This is a genomic window from Claveliimonas bilis, from assembly GCF_030296775.1.
GTDB lineage: Bacteria > Bacillota > Clostridia > Lachnospirales > Lachnospiraceae > Claveliimonas > Claveliimonas bilis.
The window spans coordinates 1,702,596-1,721,184 of sequence record NZ_AP027742.1 but is presented as its reverse complement, the minus strand read 5'-3'; the positions used below and the strand labels follow the sequence as shown (position 1 = coordinate 1,721,184).

Genomic DNA, 18,589 nt, shown 5'->3' with positions numbered 1-18,589 from the left:
GGAATCCATCACTAAATCCCCCGAACACCAAATGTATCCGTCCATAAAGGCATATAACCGCTTCGGATCGCAACTGCCTGTGATGCGATATTGGTCACTGAAACACTGTAAAATGGTATTTTCCCTTGTTTCAATATTTCAACAGTCAAATTATGTACCAATAGCGAAGCCAGTTTTTTCCCGCGAAACTCCTTTTTAACATCAATTCCAACTTCCCGCAATTCGTTATTTACATAGGACGCTCCTGCTAATGCAATAATATCATTATCCTTCTTAGCGTAGAGGGCGATGCATGTCGAAGTATTACCATCCTCATCGAATGATAACGAATTATCAAATCCTTTTATCCCGTATAGTTTCCGTATTTCATCGGCACCAACTAATTCAAACGTATATCCTTCTACAAAAGGCAATCGTTCCATTTGGTTCATATCCGGAACATAATGCAGTGTCTGACCAAATACATAATTGCTTTCATATAGTTCATCCCGGCTTTTTCCATTAAGGCACCTCATGCCATCAGGAAATACATCTGAAGATAACGTAATAATATCTGTATCTTCAACACTTAGAATTTTTATATACTTCTCTGGTTTCGTATCATCCTCAATAAAAACTGTTTCACCCGCATGTAAATCCTGTACACTGCAATTCATTTGTTCCGCAATATATCTATAAACCGTCTCCCTTATATCCTGTCGTCGAATCATATTTTCTCCCTGCAAATTTTAACCTTCCAACCTTGTTTTCTTCATTATATCATTCGTTTATTTCCCTATCATTTTCTTTCTCACTCATGCAAACAGGAAGCGGAATATCGTCTATTCACTCCCTTCACAAGTTAGGATTTATCCTTTCAAATTCTTCAAAGCAGATGGATTATTCTCCAGGATAGCTCCAACAATAGAACATCTTTCCAGCTCTGAACAGTCGCCGCAAGTATCGATTCCTTTTTTCATTGCACACTGGCGAACACCACACATACTATCACAAAATACCGTTTTAACTCCTTCAACACGGCAACCTTGACAATTGATATGCTCCGGAAGGATAGGTGCATTATTTAATTCAGCCCATAGCTTTGCTGTCTTTTTTCTCAATTCTTGATCGTCATTCATTGTTGCAAGATATGCATCGCAGTGTTCACAATCCAGTCCACAATATGCAATCATTTTATTCATTGTTATGTACCTCCTTAACTTCCAGATTACCAGGTCTTTGGATGATTATAGATATCCCATTAAGGTTATTTTCAAATTAGGATTTGCCTGTTTCCAAACTCTCTCTAAACTCTATCCAACGTTTTCTAATGGTACGATATGAAAAATTGGCATATAAGCAACTAACACGATGTGTGCAAAATCAAGTCCTGCTGATCTTCATGATTCATCACTTCCCACCATATCATATCCAAATGCGAAAAACCACACTTACTCGTGACGCGGTTCCCTATAACGTACTCAAGTGCGGTTTATATATTTAATATTCTATGCTATTCGTTCTTTACTTTTTTTCAACTCGTGCAAATATAGAGGATCGATATCAATGCACTCGTTTACATTTCTTCCTCCAGCCACATCCCATGCCAATGTTCCATTTAAAACCACACATTTATCCATAAAAATATGATACGCCTTTATTCGATCAAAAATATTAGGAGACAAATCTTTTTCTGCATGGCAGCATACAATTTTCCCATCATCAAAATATACATCCACAGTATAATCTTCGTACGGTATTACCTGAACCACAGTTGGAATATATTCTAACATTACAGCGCCTCCTTCATATTTAAACCAAAGGATTGATTCTGTTTAACGGTTTCCCATCTTTTGCAAGTTCCCAGTTTTGCATTAATTCATCCTGATGGATCACACACCATGCCAACACAAGTTTCAGTTGCCTTGATGGCAATGCTCCCTGCAAAACACAGACATCATTTATGTCGATCAGAGCCTTTTTCCCATTATACTCCACATAAAAGCGGGGTGGATTATGGTCATCATAATACATAGTAATCCTTATTCCATAAAACAAAGCAATTTCCGGCATACATATACCTCTACCTTAAGAGCATACTTCTTTAATAATATTGCATATGACTAATTTTATTATAGCTTAGACATCATATTGTGTACAGATAAATTAGGATTTGTACTGACGATATTTTTTTGAATTTATCTTTGGTATTATAATGGATAGAATAATCATTATTGCAATTATACCAAGTCCAACACATAAAATATAATCATTGTGATTAAAGCTACCATATAATAAAAGAAATGCTCCTATTCCACAGAAAACAACACATTTTCCAAACAAATGACATATTGCTTTCTCATTGTATGTTGCTTTTTCTTCTCTACTCATTGTATTCCATCCGGCAAGAAACCAAGTGCCCTTTTGATTATAAATATTCACGCCCCATACTACTGCCCCCAAAGAAATTGCCAATGTAAGGACTATCTCAAAGAAATTCATACTTTCAACTCCTTTCATAAAAACACTTTGACAAGTTCCGATCTGTCAACCTTGTTTTTCCATTTTTATTACTTCACGTTATATCATACCCAAATGCGAAAAAACTCATTTATTTGTGATATGGCTCCCTATAACGTACTCAAGTGCGGTCTAACAAAAATCAACAATAATAACTTATCTCTCCAAAATATGCAAACCATTTCTGAATAATATCAGCACTTCGTGCCTCAATCATTCTCATAATATTCCGCAACGTATGTGAAGGTATTCTTGAATTATTATTGCAGAGCAGACAGTTCCCTGCGCTGGTAATCCATACCTTTGTTGCATTTTCGGAAGGCTTTCCTTTTGCGATATGTACATGGATCGGTTCAACAGGTTTATTCTCATTTGTCCAGAAATAAATCCAGTATTCTCCCATTCTAAAGATTTGAGGCATTCTCAAAGCCCCCTTCCTGAGAGAATTCAATAATAAGATGAGCAGTTGATCTTATTATCTCTTCGAATTGCTTAATCTCTTCCTCCGAAAAATGGTAAATATCTTCCCATGTGTAATCGGGGAGCCAGCATGCAGCATGTTTAAATCCATATTTTTCATCTGGTCTCTCAATATACACTTTAACTCTTCCATTATCCTGCATATCAGAATGAACAATTTCCGTTTCATCGTTCAATGTCATAAAAGGATACATCATATCAGCATTCCTCCCTACTTCTTATACGCTACTATTATATCCCATTAAGAATATTTTCAATTAGGATCTGCCATACAAACCGGAAACCGAAAACTAAAACTCATACTTTGTTCCATGTGAAAGTAACAGTCCCTCGGTTAATTCTACACATAAAATTATAGTATTCTCATCATCAAAATTATTATGTCCATTGTCGATCCACTCAGAAAATACTTTTTTTAATTTCTCGGCAATCCGATAATTTTCCTCTTTCCCGAAATATCCCAAATTGATACTCTTTCCATGTGCCGTGAACCATTCACCAGCTATTGCAACAGTAGAGTTGCTTTCCATATGCCTCATTTTATTTGAAAGTGCATATGTAATAATATAAAATGCACCGTTCTCATAATAAGCATTTACATAACGTACAAAAGGCACCTCATTTTCTACTGTTGCCAATGCAATAATGGTATCTTTTCCAAATCGTTCCGCCATTATTTTTTCAACATCTTCACTTAATTTTTTCACAAAGTCATCTCCCTTACCAATTAGGATTTGTCGACCTAGTTTTACTTCATTATACCATTCGTTTATTTCCCTGTCATTGTCTTTCTGCCCCATACGAAAAGAGAGCGGAACATCATCTGTCCAACTCCCTTCTAAATACTCCTCATGATTCATTACTTCATACCATATTACAACCAAATACGAAAAACCGTCCTTATTTATGATACGGCTCTCCATAACATATCCAAATGCGGTTATCTGCTTTTTAAAATCCTCCATTATTATAGGCTCTTGTTATTACATAAGACGGTTCATAATATGCACTGCTATTGTAATTATCAATCGTATCGCATATTTCATCATTGTATACTCGGATCATTCCATCGATATAATCTTCCTCTGGCTGTAACGTTGACAGAATCAGCCTTGTATACACCTTGCCCATCTGTGTTTCTGATGGAATCTCCTCTACAAGTTCTAAATCCACATCCGTTATATCGAATTTTCCCTTTTCTAGCTTATACTCTTCAATCCATTCATCTTCAATTTTAAGGGGATTCTCACAGTGAAGTACATTAGCCAGGCTAATCAGACGCACCCACTCATCTTTCGCTATAGAATTAACAACATATTTGTTTTTCTGATGTAATTTCCTTGCTACACGTTCTATCATATAACATAAAAAATAAAGATCATTCTCGGTTATTTGCTCTTCCGGGAAAAATTTATTTATCATAGCGAATAACTCCCTTCGAATTTGATAGTCTGTAATGCTTTCTCCGTACAAAATACAATCTGATGTGTCGGATACTTAAACTTAACCAGTTCCCAGAACGCCTCTTTCGAAATTCGTTCAGCCATATAGTCCTCAACATAATCCCAGATTGTATCATCCGCCATCGGGCCCTCGACAACATCATAATCATGTTTTAAGCCAAGCCGACAGTTTACAACAAACTGTAACCATTCCTCTGTCATCTCACTAAACTTTTTAATATTCAGGCTCTTATCGGGTGAATATTCATAAAAATTTACAATATGCCTTCTACGTTTTGTCAAAGCCCAGCGTTTCGCCTGCTTTTCTAAAATTGTACAATAAAATCCGTAGCCGAAATCTTTGTAAAAACCATTTTCCAAGATCTGCGGTTCCTGGACTATAACATTGCTTCCATGATATAAAATCATATACTTTTTACTCCTTCACGAATTAGGATTTGTATTTTCTCACTCGTCTTCTTTTTTATTGTATCTACTGACATTCGTGCTTAACAATAAAATTCCAGAGAATAAAAATAATATCCAGATTATTATATTTTCTTGATTTATCGCATTATAAATCAGGCATATCATGCTTAATATAATCTGTACAATTGGACAAATCACTCCTTTTTTTTTATCCATCATTAGCTCCTCCATAAATTAGGATTTATACACCGAATCCATTTGTTAATCCGATAAAAACTAAAATCATTCCTGCTATTCGTATTCCCTTTTTCACTTTTTCTTGTTCTAAATCTGTTATATTTATAGGATATACAGGGTTAATGAAAAAAACAAGACCTGTAAAAGCCCATGCAAGATTATAGTATATATCCTTAGCCAACTATAAAGAACTTATAAATCCCACAATAACCAAAGTCATAGTAACGATTATTTGCGTTCGGAAATTTATCCTCATTTTCGACTTCTCCTTAAATTCCAATCTGTCGCGCCACTTTTCTTCATTATACCATTCCTTTATTTCCCTGTCATTTTATTTTCTACACATGTAAAAAGAGAGCAGAACATCATCTGTCCACTCTCTTACCAACCGTTTTACATGCCTTATTATTTCACACCATATCACACCCAAACGCAAAAACCGCCCTTACTTATGATACGGCTCCCCATTTATGATCCTGAATCCTCTGTATATCTGTTCCAATAGGATTACCCTCATCAGCTGATGCGGAAAAGTCATCCTGGAAAAGCTTAAAGCGAAATCAGAACGGTCCAATACTGCCTTACCAAGGCCGATAGAGCCACCGATCACAAAAGCAATGCTGCTCTTTCCCTGGATGCCAAGCGTCTCAATCTTGTCCGCCAGCTCTTCTGATGTCAGCATTTTTCCTTGGATTTCCAGTGTGATCACATACATATCATCTTTGATATTTTTCAAGATCCTCTCTGCTTCTTTCGCCCGTATTCCTTCCTCTACTGTTTCACTGGCCTGATCCGGCGTCTTCTCATCAGCTACTTCTATAATTTCCAGTCTGCAATATTTTCCCAATCTCTTCGCGTACTCTGCAATAGCATCCTTTAGGTATTTCTCTTTTATCTTTCCAACGGAAATGATAGTTATTTTCATCCGGACTTTTCTCCTTCATTTTGGCATTTTCATACTCGTACTTTCATTATGTCTGCATGTAAGAACAGCTCTTACATACAGAGAAAAACAGGAAGACCTTTTGATGGATCTTCCTGCATAGTTCATCTTGTCTATTTCTGTGACAGCAGTTCATGGATTCCTTTTGCTCCTGCTTTTCCGGCTCCCATAGCAAGGATAACAGTCGCTGCTCCTGTTACGGCATCTCCTCCGGCAAATACACATGCCTTGGAAGTCTGTCCGTTTTCTTCTTCTGCAACGATACATTTTCTTCTGTTGGTTTCCAGACCTTTTGTCGTGGAAGCAATCAACGGATTTGGCGAAGTACCCAGTGACATGATAACTGTATCTACTTCAATCTCATACTCTGATCCCGGAATTTCTACCGGACGGCGTCTTCCGGATGCGTCTGGCTCTCCCAGTTCCATCTTGATCACTTTCATGCCTTTTACCCATCCGTTTTCATCCACAAGAATTTCCTTCGGATTTGTCAGAAGATCAAAAATAACTCCTTCTTCTTTTGCATGATGAACTTCTTCCACTCGAGCCGGAAGCTCTGCTTCGCTTCGGCGGTACACGATATGTACTTCAGCGCCGAGACGAAGTGCTGTTCTTGCAGCATCCATAGCAACGTTTCCGCCTCCGATGACTGCTACTTTCTTTCCTGCTGCAATCGGTGTATCGTAAGAATCATCAAATGCCTTCATTAAGTTGCTTCTTGTCAGATATTCATTGGCTGAAAATACGCCGTTTGCTGTTTCTCCCGGAATGCCCATAAACATAGGAAGGCCTGCTCCTGACCCGATAAAGACAGCCTCAAAATTTTCTTCTTCCATCAGCTGGTCGATCGTTGTTGACTTTCCGATCACAACGTTTGTCTCAAATTTCACACCCAGTTCTTTTACCTTTTCAATCTCCTTTTTTACGACTTTTTCTTTCGGGAGACGAAATTCGGGAATACCATATACCAAAACGCCGCCAAGCTCATGAAGAGCCTCGAATACTGTTACATCGTAGCCAAGCTTTGCCAGGTCCCCTGCACAGGTAAGTCCGGATGGGCCGGAACCAATGACTGCAACTTTGTGCCCGTTCAGCTTTTCTGCCTTTTTCGGTTTAATATCGTTTTCCAGAGCATAATCTGCAACAAATCTTTCCAGTTTACCGATAGAAACCGGCTCTCCTTTAATTCCCCGGATACATTTGCACTCACACTGTGACTCCTGCGGACATACACGACCGCAGATAGCCGGGAGGGCGGAAGACTCTCCGATCACTTCATACGCGCCTTCAATGTCTCCTTCTTTTACTTTTGAAATAAATCCCGGAATATTAATGGAAACCGGACAGCCCTGGATACATTTTGCATTCTTGCAGTTCAGGCAGCGTGCTGCTTCCTCCATTGCTTCTTCTTTATTGTAACCATAGCATACTTCTTCAAAATTTGTTGCTCTCACTTTTGCGTCCTGTTCTCTGACAGGAACTCTTTTTAACATATCAGCCATTAGTTATCACCTCCGCAGTGGCCACATCCACCATGGTGGGTATCGCCTTCCTGTAATTTAAGTAATGCTCTTCCTTCCTGTGTCTTATACATCTGTTGTCTCTTCATCGCTTCATCAAAGTTTACCAGATGTCCGTCAAACTCCGGTCCGTCTACACAGGCAAATTTAATTTCATCTCCAACATGAAGGCGGCAGGCTCCGCACATTCCGGTACCGTCTACCATGATCGGGTTCATGCTGACGATTGTTGGAATCTCCAGTTTCTTTGTCAGCAGACAGACAAATTTCATCATGATCATAGGCCCGATAGCTACACAGACGTCATATTTCTTTCCTTCATTTACCAGTTCTTCTACCATGGTTGTCACCATACCAGAATGTCCATAGGAACCGTCATCTGTGCAGGGATAATAATTTCCGGAAACTGCTTTCATCTCCTCTTCAAGGATCAACATATCCTTTGTCTTTGCCCCTACAATAACATCAGCGTCTATTCCGTGCTCTTTGAGCCATTTTACCTGCGGATATACCGGAGCTGCTCCGACACCGCCTGCAACAAACAGCATCTTTTTATTTTTTAATGAATCCAGATCTTCGTGGACAAACTCTGAAGGACATCCAAGCGGCCCGGTAAAATCACGGAATGCATCGCCTGCTTTCAGATTCGTCATCTTTTCTGTTGAAGCTCCTACTGACTGGAATACAATTGTGATCGTGCCTGCTTCGCTGTCATAATCGCAGATGGTAAGAGGAATCCTTTCCCCTTTCTCATCTATTTTTACAATTACAAACTGCCCCGGCTCACAGTGTCTTGCAACACGAGGCGCTTCCACGTCCATAAGATAAATCTTGTCAGCCAGTTTTTCAGCCTTTACTATCTTGTACATCTCGCTTCCTCCTAAATATTCATACTTATTTTATAATAATGCAATTGTGAACAAATATCAATATTTTCCCTAAATTTACAAAAAGATAATCAGCAACTATTGAAGAGTCATACATATCTTCCTGCCTTTTCAGTACTGCAAAACATGAGGCAGGTGCCTTCTCAAGCGCCTGCCTCATGTTTTATCGGCTTTTAGAAATCAACTTCTACACCGTAATATGTACATGTGAGCAGTTTTTCCATTGTAGCCGGATCAATAGAACGTGGATTGGAGCCTGTACATGCATCACCGACTGCCAGTTCCGCGATTTTGGCCACCTTTTCTTTAAATTCATTTTCATCAATTCCAAATTCTTTCAATGTCTTTGGAATATTCAATTTAACATTAAATTCATCAATCTTTTCACAGAGGCTGTTAATAAGTGCTTTTTCAGATATTCCATCAAGTCCCATGCGGCGGGCGATCTCTGCGTAACGTTTTGCAGCAACCGGATCTTTTGCATTGTACTTAATGACATATGGCAGGTAAATGGCATTGGCACATCCATGTGGAATATGTCCGGTTGAAAATGCTGCACCTGTTTTATGGGCCATAGAATGAACAATACCAAGCAGTGCATTGGAAAATGCCATTCCAGCCAGACACTGTGCATAATGCATCTGCTCTCTTGCCTCCATGTTGCAATTATAGGATGCCGGCAGATAATCCAGTACCATCTCTATCGCCTGCAAAGCAAGTGGATCTGTGAACGGTCCGTTCAACGTAGATACATACGCTTCAATTGCATGTGTCAAAGCGTCCATACCCGTATAAGCCACCTGTTTTACAGGAAGTGCCGCTACAAGATCAGGATCAACGATAGCCACATCCGGTGTAATGTTAAAATCTGCAAGCGGATACTTTACGCCTGTCTGATAATTTGTAATAACAGAGAAAGCCGTAACTTCTGTAGCTGTTCCCGATGTGGATGGAATTGCAGCAAACTTTGCCTTTTGACGAAGTTCCGGGAAATTAAACGGTGTACACAAGTCTTCAAAGGATGTATCCGGATATTCATAAAATGCCCACATTGCCTTTGCTGCATCAATTGGAGAACCTCCGCCCATAGCCACGATCCAGTCCGGCTGAAAGCTTCTCATGACTTCTGCACCTTTCATAACTGTCTCTACAGAAGGATCCGGCTCAACACCTTCAAAAACCTCTACTTCCATTCCTGCTTCTTTCAGATAATCAACCGCCTTATCAAGAAAACCCTGGCGTTTCATAGATCCGCCGCCTACAACAAGGATGGCTTTTTTCCCTTTCAGGTTTTTCAATTCTTCCAGACTGCCTTTTCCATGATAAATATCTCTTGGTAAACAAAATCTGCTCATGTTTCGCATCTCCTTTTAAGATTGATAAAAATTTGTTGTTCCTGTTAATTATTTATCAATATTATAACTCTCTATTTATGGACATGCAATAGTATTTTTAAAAAAAGGAGATAAATTTAATAAACCAGTTCATAGTTCCTTGTAGTAACAGCTGTAAGCCTGCCTTTTCCATTAACGAGCACTGCCTTGAAAATCGTACTTCCCTGTGGCATGTCGATAGGTCCTGTATACTGCGTTGAGTTCTCTGTTGGATTACTTTTATCTGTCGTATAATATGCCGTGTAACCTTCCGGAACCTGGATCACGATCTGTGTCGGTTCGTCATACTGTCCTGTCGATGGCGAAACTGCCGGGGCATCCTCAATAGGAAGTTCAACTGTGTATTCTTTTGTTTCAGCAAGGCTTGGAATCCCTTCTTTGTTCACGGAAATTGCCGATATCGTCGTTGTTCCTTCTGAAATCTGGATCGGTTCACTGTATTTCGTACTGGAAGTCGTCGGTTCTGTTCCATCTGTTGTATAATAGATTGCTTCTCCATCGGATTCCAGTGTCAGCTGCTGCACATCCTCAAATACTTCTGAATCATCAAGGCTGAAGGAAGGCGCATCTGAAATATATTTACTTAAATCCTCACGCACACTGTCTTCGGCGTCCTCCAAAATCACTGAAGCTTCCTGGGGCTGCTTGGTATCAATATAAAACTGAATGGCAGCTTCATAAATTTGTGATTCTGACGGATTACTGTCAATAGCGTTAAGGAACATTTCCTCTGCTGTTTCCTGTTCATCCTGCGCCATATAAACATCCGCAAGACCGGTATATGCTTCCGCCCTTTCTGGTGATTTTTCTATTGCGTTCTTATAATATCTTTCCGCCTCGTCATAATTTTTCTCTGACGCTGCCTTTTCTCCTTTCCGCACCTGTCCTGCATAGGAATTTTGATACAGAAAGAAGATACCTGCTCCTACCGCAACAAAAAACAGGATAAGCAAAATGATAATTTTTCTTCTAAGCTTTTTTTTCTTGGCTCTTTTCCTTTCTGCCTGACGTTTTCTTCTCTCCCTTTCCAACGCCGGGTCAACGGAAGTCCTTCCGGTTCTTCTTCCGGAAGATGTATTCCGCGTCAACGTATTTTCTCTGGAGTCTCTCCTCTCCCTTGCTCCATTTCTTTCTCTTTGCGCGGAACTTTTCCGCCTTCCCTGTATACTGGCTGTATGATATTCCTCATAATCATAGTCGTCCAAGGGACGTTCACTGCCATCAATTGCCCCTTTCACCTGTGCGGCAAGCACATCATCTAACGGATTATAGTCCGGCACAATCTGTACTTCTTCTCCGCACTCCGGGCAATACAACTCCCCAGATGGGATTTCGCATCCGCAGTATCTGCATTTCATCGTCCGATACCCCCTGTTAATTTATTCCGAAGTACGCCAACAAGGCAGGCATTCTCCCCCTGCCTGCCAAGTCGTGTATGATATTGTTTCTGGTTACTGTTTACTGATATTTTTTTTCCTATTCTGCCTGTCATTCGGGGCATATTCCTCTCTCCTTAGAACAGTCCTGTGATATTCCCCTCATCTGATACATCGATTCCATTTGCAGCAGGTACTTTTGGAAGTCCCGGCATTGTCATGATCGCGCCAGTTAAAGCAACAACGAATCCGGCGCCGGCGCTCACATATACTTCGCGAATGTGTATATCAAAGTCCGTCGGCCTTCCGAGTTTTGTTGCATCGTCTGACAGTGAATATTGATTCTTTGCCATACAGACCGGAAGTTCGCCAAAGCCCATATTTTCAATTTTGGCAAGCTGTTTTTCCGCCGTCGGCTCGTAAATAACTCCTCTTGCTCCATAGATTTCTTTGGCGATTGTCTCAATTTTTTCTTTCAAAGATAATTCGTCTTTATATAATGGATGGAAATGACTTTCTTTCTTCTCCAGTGTATCCAGTACTTTTTCTGCCAGCTGAACACCTCCATCTCCGCCTTTCTCCCATACTTCAGAAAGAGCAAATTCACATCCTCTCTCTTCGCAGAAATGACGGATAAATTCGTTTTCAGCCTCTGTATCTGTCACAAAGGAATTGAGTGTTACGATAACAGGAACATCGTATTTCTGAATATTTTCAATATGTTTTTCAAGATTTACAATTCCTTTTGCAAGGGCTTCCAGATTTTCTTCTGAAAGTTTATCCTTTGCAACTCCTCCATTATACTTCAAAGCACGCACAGTTGCAACTAAAACTACTGCATCCGGAGAAAGTCCTGCTTTCCGGCACTTAATATCCATGAATTTTTCAGCTCCCAGATCTGCTCCGAATCCTGCCTCTGTGATCGTGATATCACTCAGTTTCAGCGCCATTTTTGTGGCACGTACACTGTTGCAGCCATGTGCAATATTGGCAAAAGGCCCTCCATGAACCAGAGCCGGCGTATGTTCCAGCGTCTGAATCAAATTGGGTTTAATGGCATCTTTCAAAAGGGCGGTCATGGCTCCTGTGGCGTGAAGGTCATCTGCCGTAACAGGTTCGCCTTTGAAGTTGTAGGCTACAATGATTTTGCCAAGTCTCTTTTTCAGATCAAAAATGTCATCAGCAAGACAAAGGATTGCCATAATTTCAGAAGCGACAGTGATGACAAAATGATCCTCTCTTACCATTCCATCTGTCTTCTTCCCCAATCCTACCACTATATTTCTAAGAGATCTGTCATTCATATCCAGACAGCGTTTCCACACAACCTGTCTCGGATCAATACCAAGCTCATTTCCCTGCTGGATATGATTGTCCAAAAGCGCCGCCAAAAGATTGTTGGCGGATGTGATCGCGTGGAAATCTCCAGTGAAATGCAGATTCAGATCTTCCATCGGCACAACCTGAGCATATCCTCCGCCTGCTGCGCCTCCCTTGATTCCAAAACACGGTCCAAGAGATGGTTCTCTAAGGGCAATCAGCGCTTTTTTCCCAAGCTTTGCCATTGCCTGTCCAAGTCCGACTGTAGTGGTTGTCTTACCTTCCCCTGCCGGAGTGGGATTGATCGCTGTAACAAGAACCAGCTTCCCGTCTTTTTTATCCTTTATTTTTTCCCACAGTTCATCTGAAAGCTTTGCCTTATATTTGCCATAAAACTCCAGATCTTCCTCCTGAATCCCTATGGATGCTGCTACTTCTTTGATGTGAGCCATCTGCGCTTCCTGCGCAATCTGAATATCTGTTTTCATTTCCCTTCCCGTCCTTTCCTTTATTCTTTATATGTATTCATCAATGAACTGTTCAAATTCTTCCATTGACATTAATACCTTCCTTGGCTTTGTACCTTCTTCCGCACCGACTACGCCTGCCTCGCAGAGCTGATCCATAATGCGGGCCGCCCGGTTGAATCCTATTTTAAAAGCGCGCTGCAGCATACCGATAGATGCTTTTTCTTTTTCAATGATCAGTTTTCCCGCCTCTACAAAATGAACATCTCTTTCTTCTTCCTCTGACGATCCGGCAATGCCTCCTCCGGATGAAACTCCGGCCGCACTGGTATTTACATGAGTTACGACCTCTTCGTTGTAGGCGGCTTCCCCATTTTGCTTTTTCAGATATTCTACCACATTCTGTACTTCTTTGTCAGATACAAATGCCCCCTGCACTCTGGCCGGCTTCTGATATCCGGATGGATAGAACAGCATATCACCTTTTCCAAGGAGTTTCTCAGCTCCGTTCATGTCGATGATCGTACGTGAATCCACACCTGAAGATACAGAAAATGCAATCCGCGACGGCATATTCGCCTTGATCAGACCGGTAATGACGTTGACAGAAGGTCTCTGCGTTGCAAGGACAAGGTGAATGCCGGCCGCTCTTGCAAGCTGTGCCAGACGGCAGATTGCCTCTTCCACTTCGCCCGGTGCAACCATCATAAGGTCTGCAAGCTCATCCACGATAATAACAATCTGCGGCATTTTCTTTGGAATATCCTCTTCTTCCGAATGTCTTGCCTTTTCTGCGGCCTCTGCCTTTTCATTAAATCCTTTCAGATCCCGGACATTATACTGTGCAAACAGCTGATAACGCTTTGTCATTTCCGCGACTGCCCAGTTGAGTGCCCCGGCTGCCTTCTTGGGATCTGTCACAACCGGGATCATCAGATGGGGAATGCCGTTGTACACGCTAAGCTCCACCACTTTCGGGTCAACCATGATCAGCTTTACTTCATCCGGAGTCGCCTTATACAAAATACTCATGATCAACGTATTAATGCAGACAGATTTTCCTGATCCTGTAGCTCCCGCCACCAGTAGGTGAGGCATTTTTGCAATGTCTGTCACCACTGCTTTTCCCGCAATATCTCTTCCTGCCGCAAATGCCAGTTTGGAACTGCTGTTCTTAAATTCTTCAGATTCCAGCAGATCCCTTAAATTTACCACTGCGTTTTCTTTATTTGGCACCTCGATCCCAACAGCTGCTTTCCCTGGAATGGGCGCCTCGATCCGTATATCCGCCGCTGCCAGATTGAGCTTGATATCATCAGTGAGCCCTACGATCTTGCTGACTTTTACCCCCTGTTCCGGCTGCATTTCATAGCGGGTTACCGAAGGTCCGCAGCTTACATTGGTAATGGTTACATTGACTCCAAAGCTGTGGAGCGTCTCCTGAAGCTTACGGGCTGTCTCCCTAAGGTGAGCATCGGAATCTCCCCCTCCTTTTTTCCCTCGTGTAAGAAGGGAAAGAGGCGGAATCTTGTAGACCTTTTTCGGCTTCGCCTCCGCCGCTTCGACTGCCTGACTCACCATAGCCGCCTCATCCGCCACAGCCGCTGCTCCCATTTTTGTTTTCTTCCCTCTGTTTTCCTCTGCCGGCGCCGGAACCAAAATCTGCTCTTCCAATGGCTCCGCTTTTGCCGTCTCCGGTGCCGGGATTTCTTCACTGTCCGGCAGTAATTCTTCATCGGGAATATCCGGAACTGTGGCGCGGTTAATGACAAACTGCGGCTCTTCTTCCCGGATATTTTCTGTCGGCGCCGGTTCTTCCTCCGGTGTAAGTTCTCTAAGATCAGGAGACTTCTTGGCATCTTTTAATGTTGTATCGAAAGATACCCCTGATACCAGTCTGTCCTTTCTTTTTGCTTCACTTTTCTCTTCTTTTTTCTTCTCTGCTTTTGCATCAAGAAGTCCGGCTTTTCGGGCTTTTTCAATTTCCTTTTCTTCCTCCTTGATCCGATTAAGGCGACGGGTCTCGTGAAGTTCCCGGCGCCGCGCCGCATCCTCCCGCGCTCTGCCGTACGCCTGTCCTCCCCGCTCCGTTACACCTTTCAGAGCAGATTTTCCTGTAATGATCACCATACAGATGATCATCAGAATAATTACAACAACATAAGTTCCTGCTGTACCGATGGCCGGAGTGAGAATCCCCGCCAGAAAGGTGCCGAGCATTCCGCCTTCCAACACCAGAAGTTCCAGAAAGGTGCAGATCAGGATAAAAAGCATAGTTGCTGCCCCGGTCTTTATATAAGCACTCCTGTTTCCTTTATTGGAAACTGTAAAAGCAACGCCCCCAAACAAAAGAAAGGGCATTAAATAAGCACCGTAACCAAACAGATCATACAAAAAGGAAGAGACTGCCTCCCCTGCAAATCCTCCCAGGCCAAAATTGCTTAAAAGCAGAAGAATACTGACTGCAAGTGTGAGCCATATGGTAATTTCATCAGCCACAAAGCTCTGCTGTACGTTCTTCTTTTTTTTCGTCGGGCTTTTCTTTCGCCTGTTTCCCGTCTTTGAAGCCATAATGTTCCCCCTTATCAATTTATCAATGTGAGCTTTTTGCGAGTTCTTTCATTTCTCTTGCATTTTCACGGACAGCCTCGGTAATCTTTGCACCTCCGAGAATCCTTGCCAGTTCATCCACAGATTCCTCATTGCTTAGCAGACGGATGCCTGTCCTTGTCCTTTCATTTTCCACCGTCTTTTCAATCACATAATGAGCGTCTGCCATGGCAGCGATCTGTGCAAGATGGGTAATGCAGATTACCTGATGGCTTCTGCCTATTACCGCCATTTTCTCCGAAACTTTCTGTGCCGTGCGTCCGCTGATCCCTACATCAATTTCATCAAAAATCAATGTGGGGATTTCATCTTTATCCGCCATAACTGTCTTGATGGCCAGCATAATCCTGGAAAGTTCTCCTCCTGACGCCACTTCCGAAAGCGGTTTGACCGGCTCTCCCGGATTCATGGATATCATAAATTCCACATCATCTCTTCCGGATGAAGTATACTCCGGAAGAAGGTCAAAAGCAATCTCAAACTGTACATTTGCAAAATTAAGATCCTTAAGTCCTCCCTGGATTTTTTTTGCAAAAACGGCGCTTTCCTTTTGCCGCAAATCTGTCAGCTTCTTTGTCTGCTTATCCAATTCATCTTCCGCTTTTTGGAGGCTGCTCCTTAACTGTTCCAGATAACAGTCATAGTCATTTAATACTTTAAGCCGTTCTTCCTTCTCTTTGCAGTAGGTCTGAATTTCTTCAATACTGTTTCCGTATTTTATTTTCAGCCGGTTAATTTCATTGAGCCTCTCTTCCGTCTGTGCAAACTCTTCTTCTGAAAAATCCAGGCTCTTACTGTAGGCAGAAAGTTCCCAGTTAAAATCATTTAATAAACTGTCAATCTCTATCAGCTGTTCGTACAGGCCGCCGGCCTGTTCATCCATTCCTGCCGCATCAGCCAGGCAGCGGATCGCTCTGCTGATGGATTCGCTGGCACTGTCACTGCTCTCACTTGTGTGACCGTGAGCCTCGTTTACTCCCGCTACGATTTTCTGGCTGTTTACCATGCGGCGGTAGGCTTCCTCCAGTTCCTCATCCTCACCTTTTCTAAGCCCTGCCTCAGTAATCTCTTTTATTTCAAATTCCAGAAAGGAGAGTTCCTTTGCACGCTCTGCTTCATCTTTGTCCGCCTGTTCAAGCTCTTTTTTCCATTTTTTGTATTCCGCATAGGCAGCTTTTACCTGCTCTGCTGTCTTTTGAATCTTGTCCGCTGCAAAATTGTCCAGGATTTCCAGCTGTTTTTTCTTGTAGAGAAGAGACTGATGCTCGTGCTGTCCGTGTATATCGATCAGAATGCCGGCCGCTTCTTTCAGAAGGGAGATCGGCACTGTCTCACCATTGATCTTGCTGGTACTCCTGCCTTCCATTAAGCGTCTGCTAAGCACCACTTCTCCCTCTTCCGGATAGATATCCAGTTTGTTCAGCTGCTTTTCCTGTTTTTCATTTTCTATTGAAAAGGTCAGTTCCACAAAACCATACTGTGCACCCTTTCTTAAAATATCTGTCGAATACCGGGCTCCAAGCGCAAGGCTGACCGAACCAAGAATAATAGATTTTCCCGCTCCGGTCTCCCCTGTCAGTATGTTCAGCCCTTCTTTGAAATCCACTTCAATTTCATCGATCAGAGCCAGGTTTTTCACATGCAGATTCTGTAACATATGTCCTCCTAAGTGCCCTTATAAAACAATCTTACTGATTTTATCCATAACGCTGACAGTATCTTCCACACTGCGGATGGCACACATGATCGTGTCATCTCCAGCAATACTGCCTACGATTTCATTCCATCTCATTGCATCCAGAGCGGCGCACACAGCACTCGCCATACCGGAGACTGTCTTGATCACTAAAATATTCTGTGCCATATCCATGGAAACAAAACCATCTTTCAGAACACGGATATATTTTTCACTCATTTCTGATTCATCCTTCTGGTGGACAGCATATCTTTGCTTTCCATCGTCAGTAGGTACTTTTGTAAGCTTCAGGTCACGAATATCCCTTGAAACTGTAGCCTGGGTTACTTTAAATCCCTCTTTATTCAGATATTCCGCCAGTTCTTCCTGCGTTTCAATGCGGTGTTTATTGATCAGTTCCACAATCTTCGCATGTCGGTTGATTTTCATTGTGCTAGTTTCCTTTCATTTTCCTGCGTAATATTTCCAAAAAGCTGACTTTGCTCAATTTCATGAGCTTTGTCTCATGTTGGGATTTTGTAATAGTCACTTTATCTCCCGTTCTCAATTCTACCACATCTGCTCCGTCAAAGGTAACAAAAACCTCTTCTTCTCTCCCGTTTCGTCCTTCTCCTATCTCAATAACAATCTCATCTTCTGCCGGAAGAACGATACTGCTGGTATTGAGAGCATGAGAACAGATAGGGGTCAGAACGATCATGGATGCCGTCGGTTCTACAATCGGACCTCCTGCAGACAGATTATACGCCGTAGACCCTGTGGGCGTCGATACGATCATACCGTCAGCCTCATAAGAATTTAAAAAAGCGCCATCCACATAGATATTGAAATGGATGACCCGAAGGTCTCCTTTCCTGGAAACTACAATGTCATTGAGGGCAATGTCGCTGTCTGCTTTTTCAAAACTCCCCTCCAGCATCATCCGGCTTTCAATCTGGTAATTTCCATCCAGGATTTTCCCAATAGCCTCGTCCAGATCAGAAATCTCCACTTCCGTAAGATAGCCTAAAGTGCCCATATTAATGCCAAGTATAGGAATTTCGCTTTTTACCAGTCTTGCCACTTCTATCAGGCTTCCATCCCCACCGATAACAATGGCGCAGTCCAGCTCCCGGGGAACTGTGTCCGGTATGATATTTTTCTTTTCATCTTTCTGTGCTAAAAGACATGTTTTTCCGGCCCTTTTCAGTATATCACAAATATGCCTCGTTATTTTCCTGTCTTTGTCTTTTCCGTCATTGGTGACTATATAAAACCGTTCCATTTTTTACCTCACTATCTTTTCCTTC

At 42.0% G+C, this 18,589-nt stretch carries 21 protein-coding genes; all 21 read right to left on the bottom strand.

What is annotated here, in order from left to right; genetic code table 11:
- Positions 1-11: 11 nt before the first annotated feature.
- Positions 12-710 (bottom strand): GNAT family N-acetyltransferase, encoded by a 699-nt coding sequence (locus R2J37_RS08440; protein WP_316264525.1) that lies wholly within the window; start codon positions 708-710, stop codon positions 12-14.
- A gap of 138 nt (positions 711-848) precedes the next feature.
- Positions 849-1,181, bottom strand: coding sequence for a DUF3795 domain-containing protein (locus tag R2J37_RS08435; RefSeq protein ID WP_230106224.1), 333 nt, complete (start codon positions 1,179-1,181; stop codon positions 849-851).
- 306 nt (positions 1,182-1,487) lie between these two features.
- The gene (locus tag R2J37_RS08430) at positions 1,488-1,772 is read right to left on the bottom strand and encodes a DUF2442 domain-containing protein (RefSeq protein ID WP_256194294.1); all 285 of its coding nucleotides are present in this window, start codon (positions 1,770-1,772) and stop codon (positions 1,488-1,490) included.
- A 19-nt stretch (positions 1,773-1,791) separates the two neighbouring features.
- Positions 1,792-2,052, bottom strand: a complete 261-nt coding sequence (locus tag R2J37_RS08425) for a DUF4160 domain-containing protein (RefSeq protein ID WP_316264520.1) — start codon at positions 2,050-2,052, stop codon at positions 1,792-1,794.
- Between the two features lie 93 nt (positions 2,053-2,145).
- Positions 2,146-2,481, bottom strand: coding sequence for a DUF3784 domain-containing protein (locus tag R2J37_RS08420; protein WP_230106229.1), 336 nt, complete (start codon positions 2,479-2,481; stop codon positions 2,146-2,148).
- 160 nt (positions 2,482-2,641) lie between these two features.
- Positions 2,642-2,920, bottom strand: a complete 279-nt coding sequence (locus R2J37_RS08415) for a DUF4160 domain-containing protein (RefSeq protein WP_230106230.1) — start codon at positions 2,918-2,920, stop codon at positions 2,642-2,644.
- A complete protein-coding gene (locus R2J37_RS08410; protein ID WP_230106231.1) occupies positions 2,904-3,176 on the bottom strand; it encodes a hypothetical protein in 273 nt (90 codons plus the stop codon). The genes R2J37_RS08415 and R2J37_RS08410 overlap by 17 nt, the downstream gene beginning before the upstream one ends.
- Positions 3,177-3,269: 93 nt before the next feature.
- Positions 3,270-3,653 carry a pyridoxamine 5'-phosphate oxidase family protein gene (locus R2J37_RS15210; RefSeq protein ID WP_276535540.1) on the bottom strand — a complete coding sequence of 128 codons (384 nt, stop codon included), beginning with the start codon at positions 3,651-3,653 and terminating at the stop codon, positions 3,270-3,272.
- 277 nt (positions 3,654-3,930) lie between these two features.
- On the bottom strand, positions 3,931-4,401 hold the full coding sequence (locus tag R2J37_RS08400; protein WP_316264518.1) for a hypothetical protein: 471 nt from the start codon (positions 4,399-4,401) through the stop codon (positions 3,931-3,933).
- A complete protein-coding gene (locus R2J37_RS08395) occupies positions 4,398-4,850 on the bottom strand; it encodes a DUF3990 domain-containing protein (protein ID WP_256194300.1) in 453 nt (150 codons plus the stop codon). Before R2J37_RS08395 ends, R2J37_RS08400 begins: the two co-directional genes overlap by 4 nt.
- Before the next feature lie 39 nt (positions 4,851-4,889).
- On the bottom strand, positions 4,890-5,069 hold the full coding sequence (locus R2J37_RS08390; RefSeq protein WP_316264516.1) for a hypothetical protein: 180 nt from the start codon (positions 5,067-5,069) through the stop codon (positions 4,890-4,892).
- A 463-nt stretch (positions 5,070-5,532) separates the two neighbouring features.
- Positions 5,533-6,012, bottom strand: a complete 480-nt coding sequence (gene rlmH, locus R2J37_RS08385; RefSeq protein ID WP_230106235.1) for a 23S rRNA (pseudouridine(1915)-N(3))-methyltransferase RlmH — start codon at positions 6,010-6,012, stop codon at positions 5,533-5,535.
- 131 nt (positions 6,013-6,143) lie between these two features.
- Positions 6,144-7,532: an NADPH-dependent glutamate synthase gene (gene gltA, locus R2J37_RS08380; RefSeq protein WP_230106236.1), complete on the bottom strand. Its 1,389-nt coding sequence runs from the start codon at positions 7,530-7,532 to the stop codon at positions 6,144-6,146.
- Positions 7,532-8,419, bottom strand: coding sequence for a sulfide/dihydroorotate dehydrogenase-like FAD/NAD-binding protein (locus R2J37_RS08375; protein WP_316264514.1), 888 nt, complete (start codon positions 8,417-8,419; stop codon positions 7,532-7,534). The genes gltA and R2J37_RS08375 overlap by 1 nt, the downstream gene beginning before the upstream one ends.
- 191 nt (positions 8,420-8,610) lie before the next feature.
- A complete protein-coding gene (locus R2J37_RS08370; RefSeq protein ID WP_316264512.1) occupies positions 8,611-9,792 on the bottom strand; it encodes an iron-containing alcohol dehydrogenase in 1,182 nt (393 codons plus the stop codon).
- A gap of 116 nt (positions 9,793-9,908) precedes the next feature.
- Positions 9,909-11,189 carry a chitobiase/beta-hexosaminidase C-terminal domain-containing protein gene (locus tag R2J37_RS08365; RefSeq protein WP_316264511.1) on the bottom strand — a complete coding sequence of 427 codons (1,281 nt, stop codon included), beginning with the start codon at positions 11,187-11,189 and terminating at the stop codon, positions 9,909-9,911.
- 155 nt (positions 11,190-11,344) lie between these two features.
- Entirely contained in the window at positions 11,345-13,015 is a 1,671-nt protein-coding gene (locus tag R2J37_RS08360) for a formate--tetrahydrofolate ligase (RefSeq protein ID WP_230106240.1), read from the bottom strand.
- 27 nt (positions 13,016-13,042) lie between these two features.
- Complete coding sequence (locus R2J37_RS08355) at positions 13,043-15,565, bottom strand: FtsK/SpoIIIE family DNA translocase (protein WP_316264509.1); 2,523 nt, start codon at positions 15,563-15,565, stop codon at positions 13,043-13,045.
- A gap of 22 nt (positions 15,566-15,587) precedes the next feature.
- Entirely contained in the window at positions 15,588-17,261 is a 1,674-nt protein-coding gene (gene recN / locus R2J37_RS08350) for a DNA repair protein RecN (RefSeq protein ID WP_316264507.1), read from the bottom strand.
- Between the two features lie 18 nt (positions 17,262-17,279).
- Positions 17,280-17,729 (bottom strand): arginine repressor, encoded by a 450-nt coding sequence (argR, locus tag R2J37_RS08345; RefSeq protein WP_230106243.1) that lies wholly within the window; start codon positions 17,727-17,729, stop codon positions 17,280-17,282.
- Between the two features lie 4 nt (positions 17,730-17,733).
- A complete protein-coding gene (locus R2J37_RS08340; RefSeq protein WP_230106244.1) occupies positions 17,734-18,564 on the bottom strand; it encodes an NAD(+)/NADH kinase in 831 nt (276 codons plus the stop codon).
- Between the last annotated feature and the right edge of the window lie 25 nt (positions 18,565-18,589).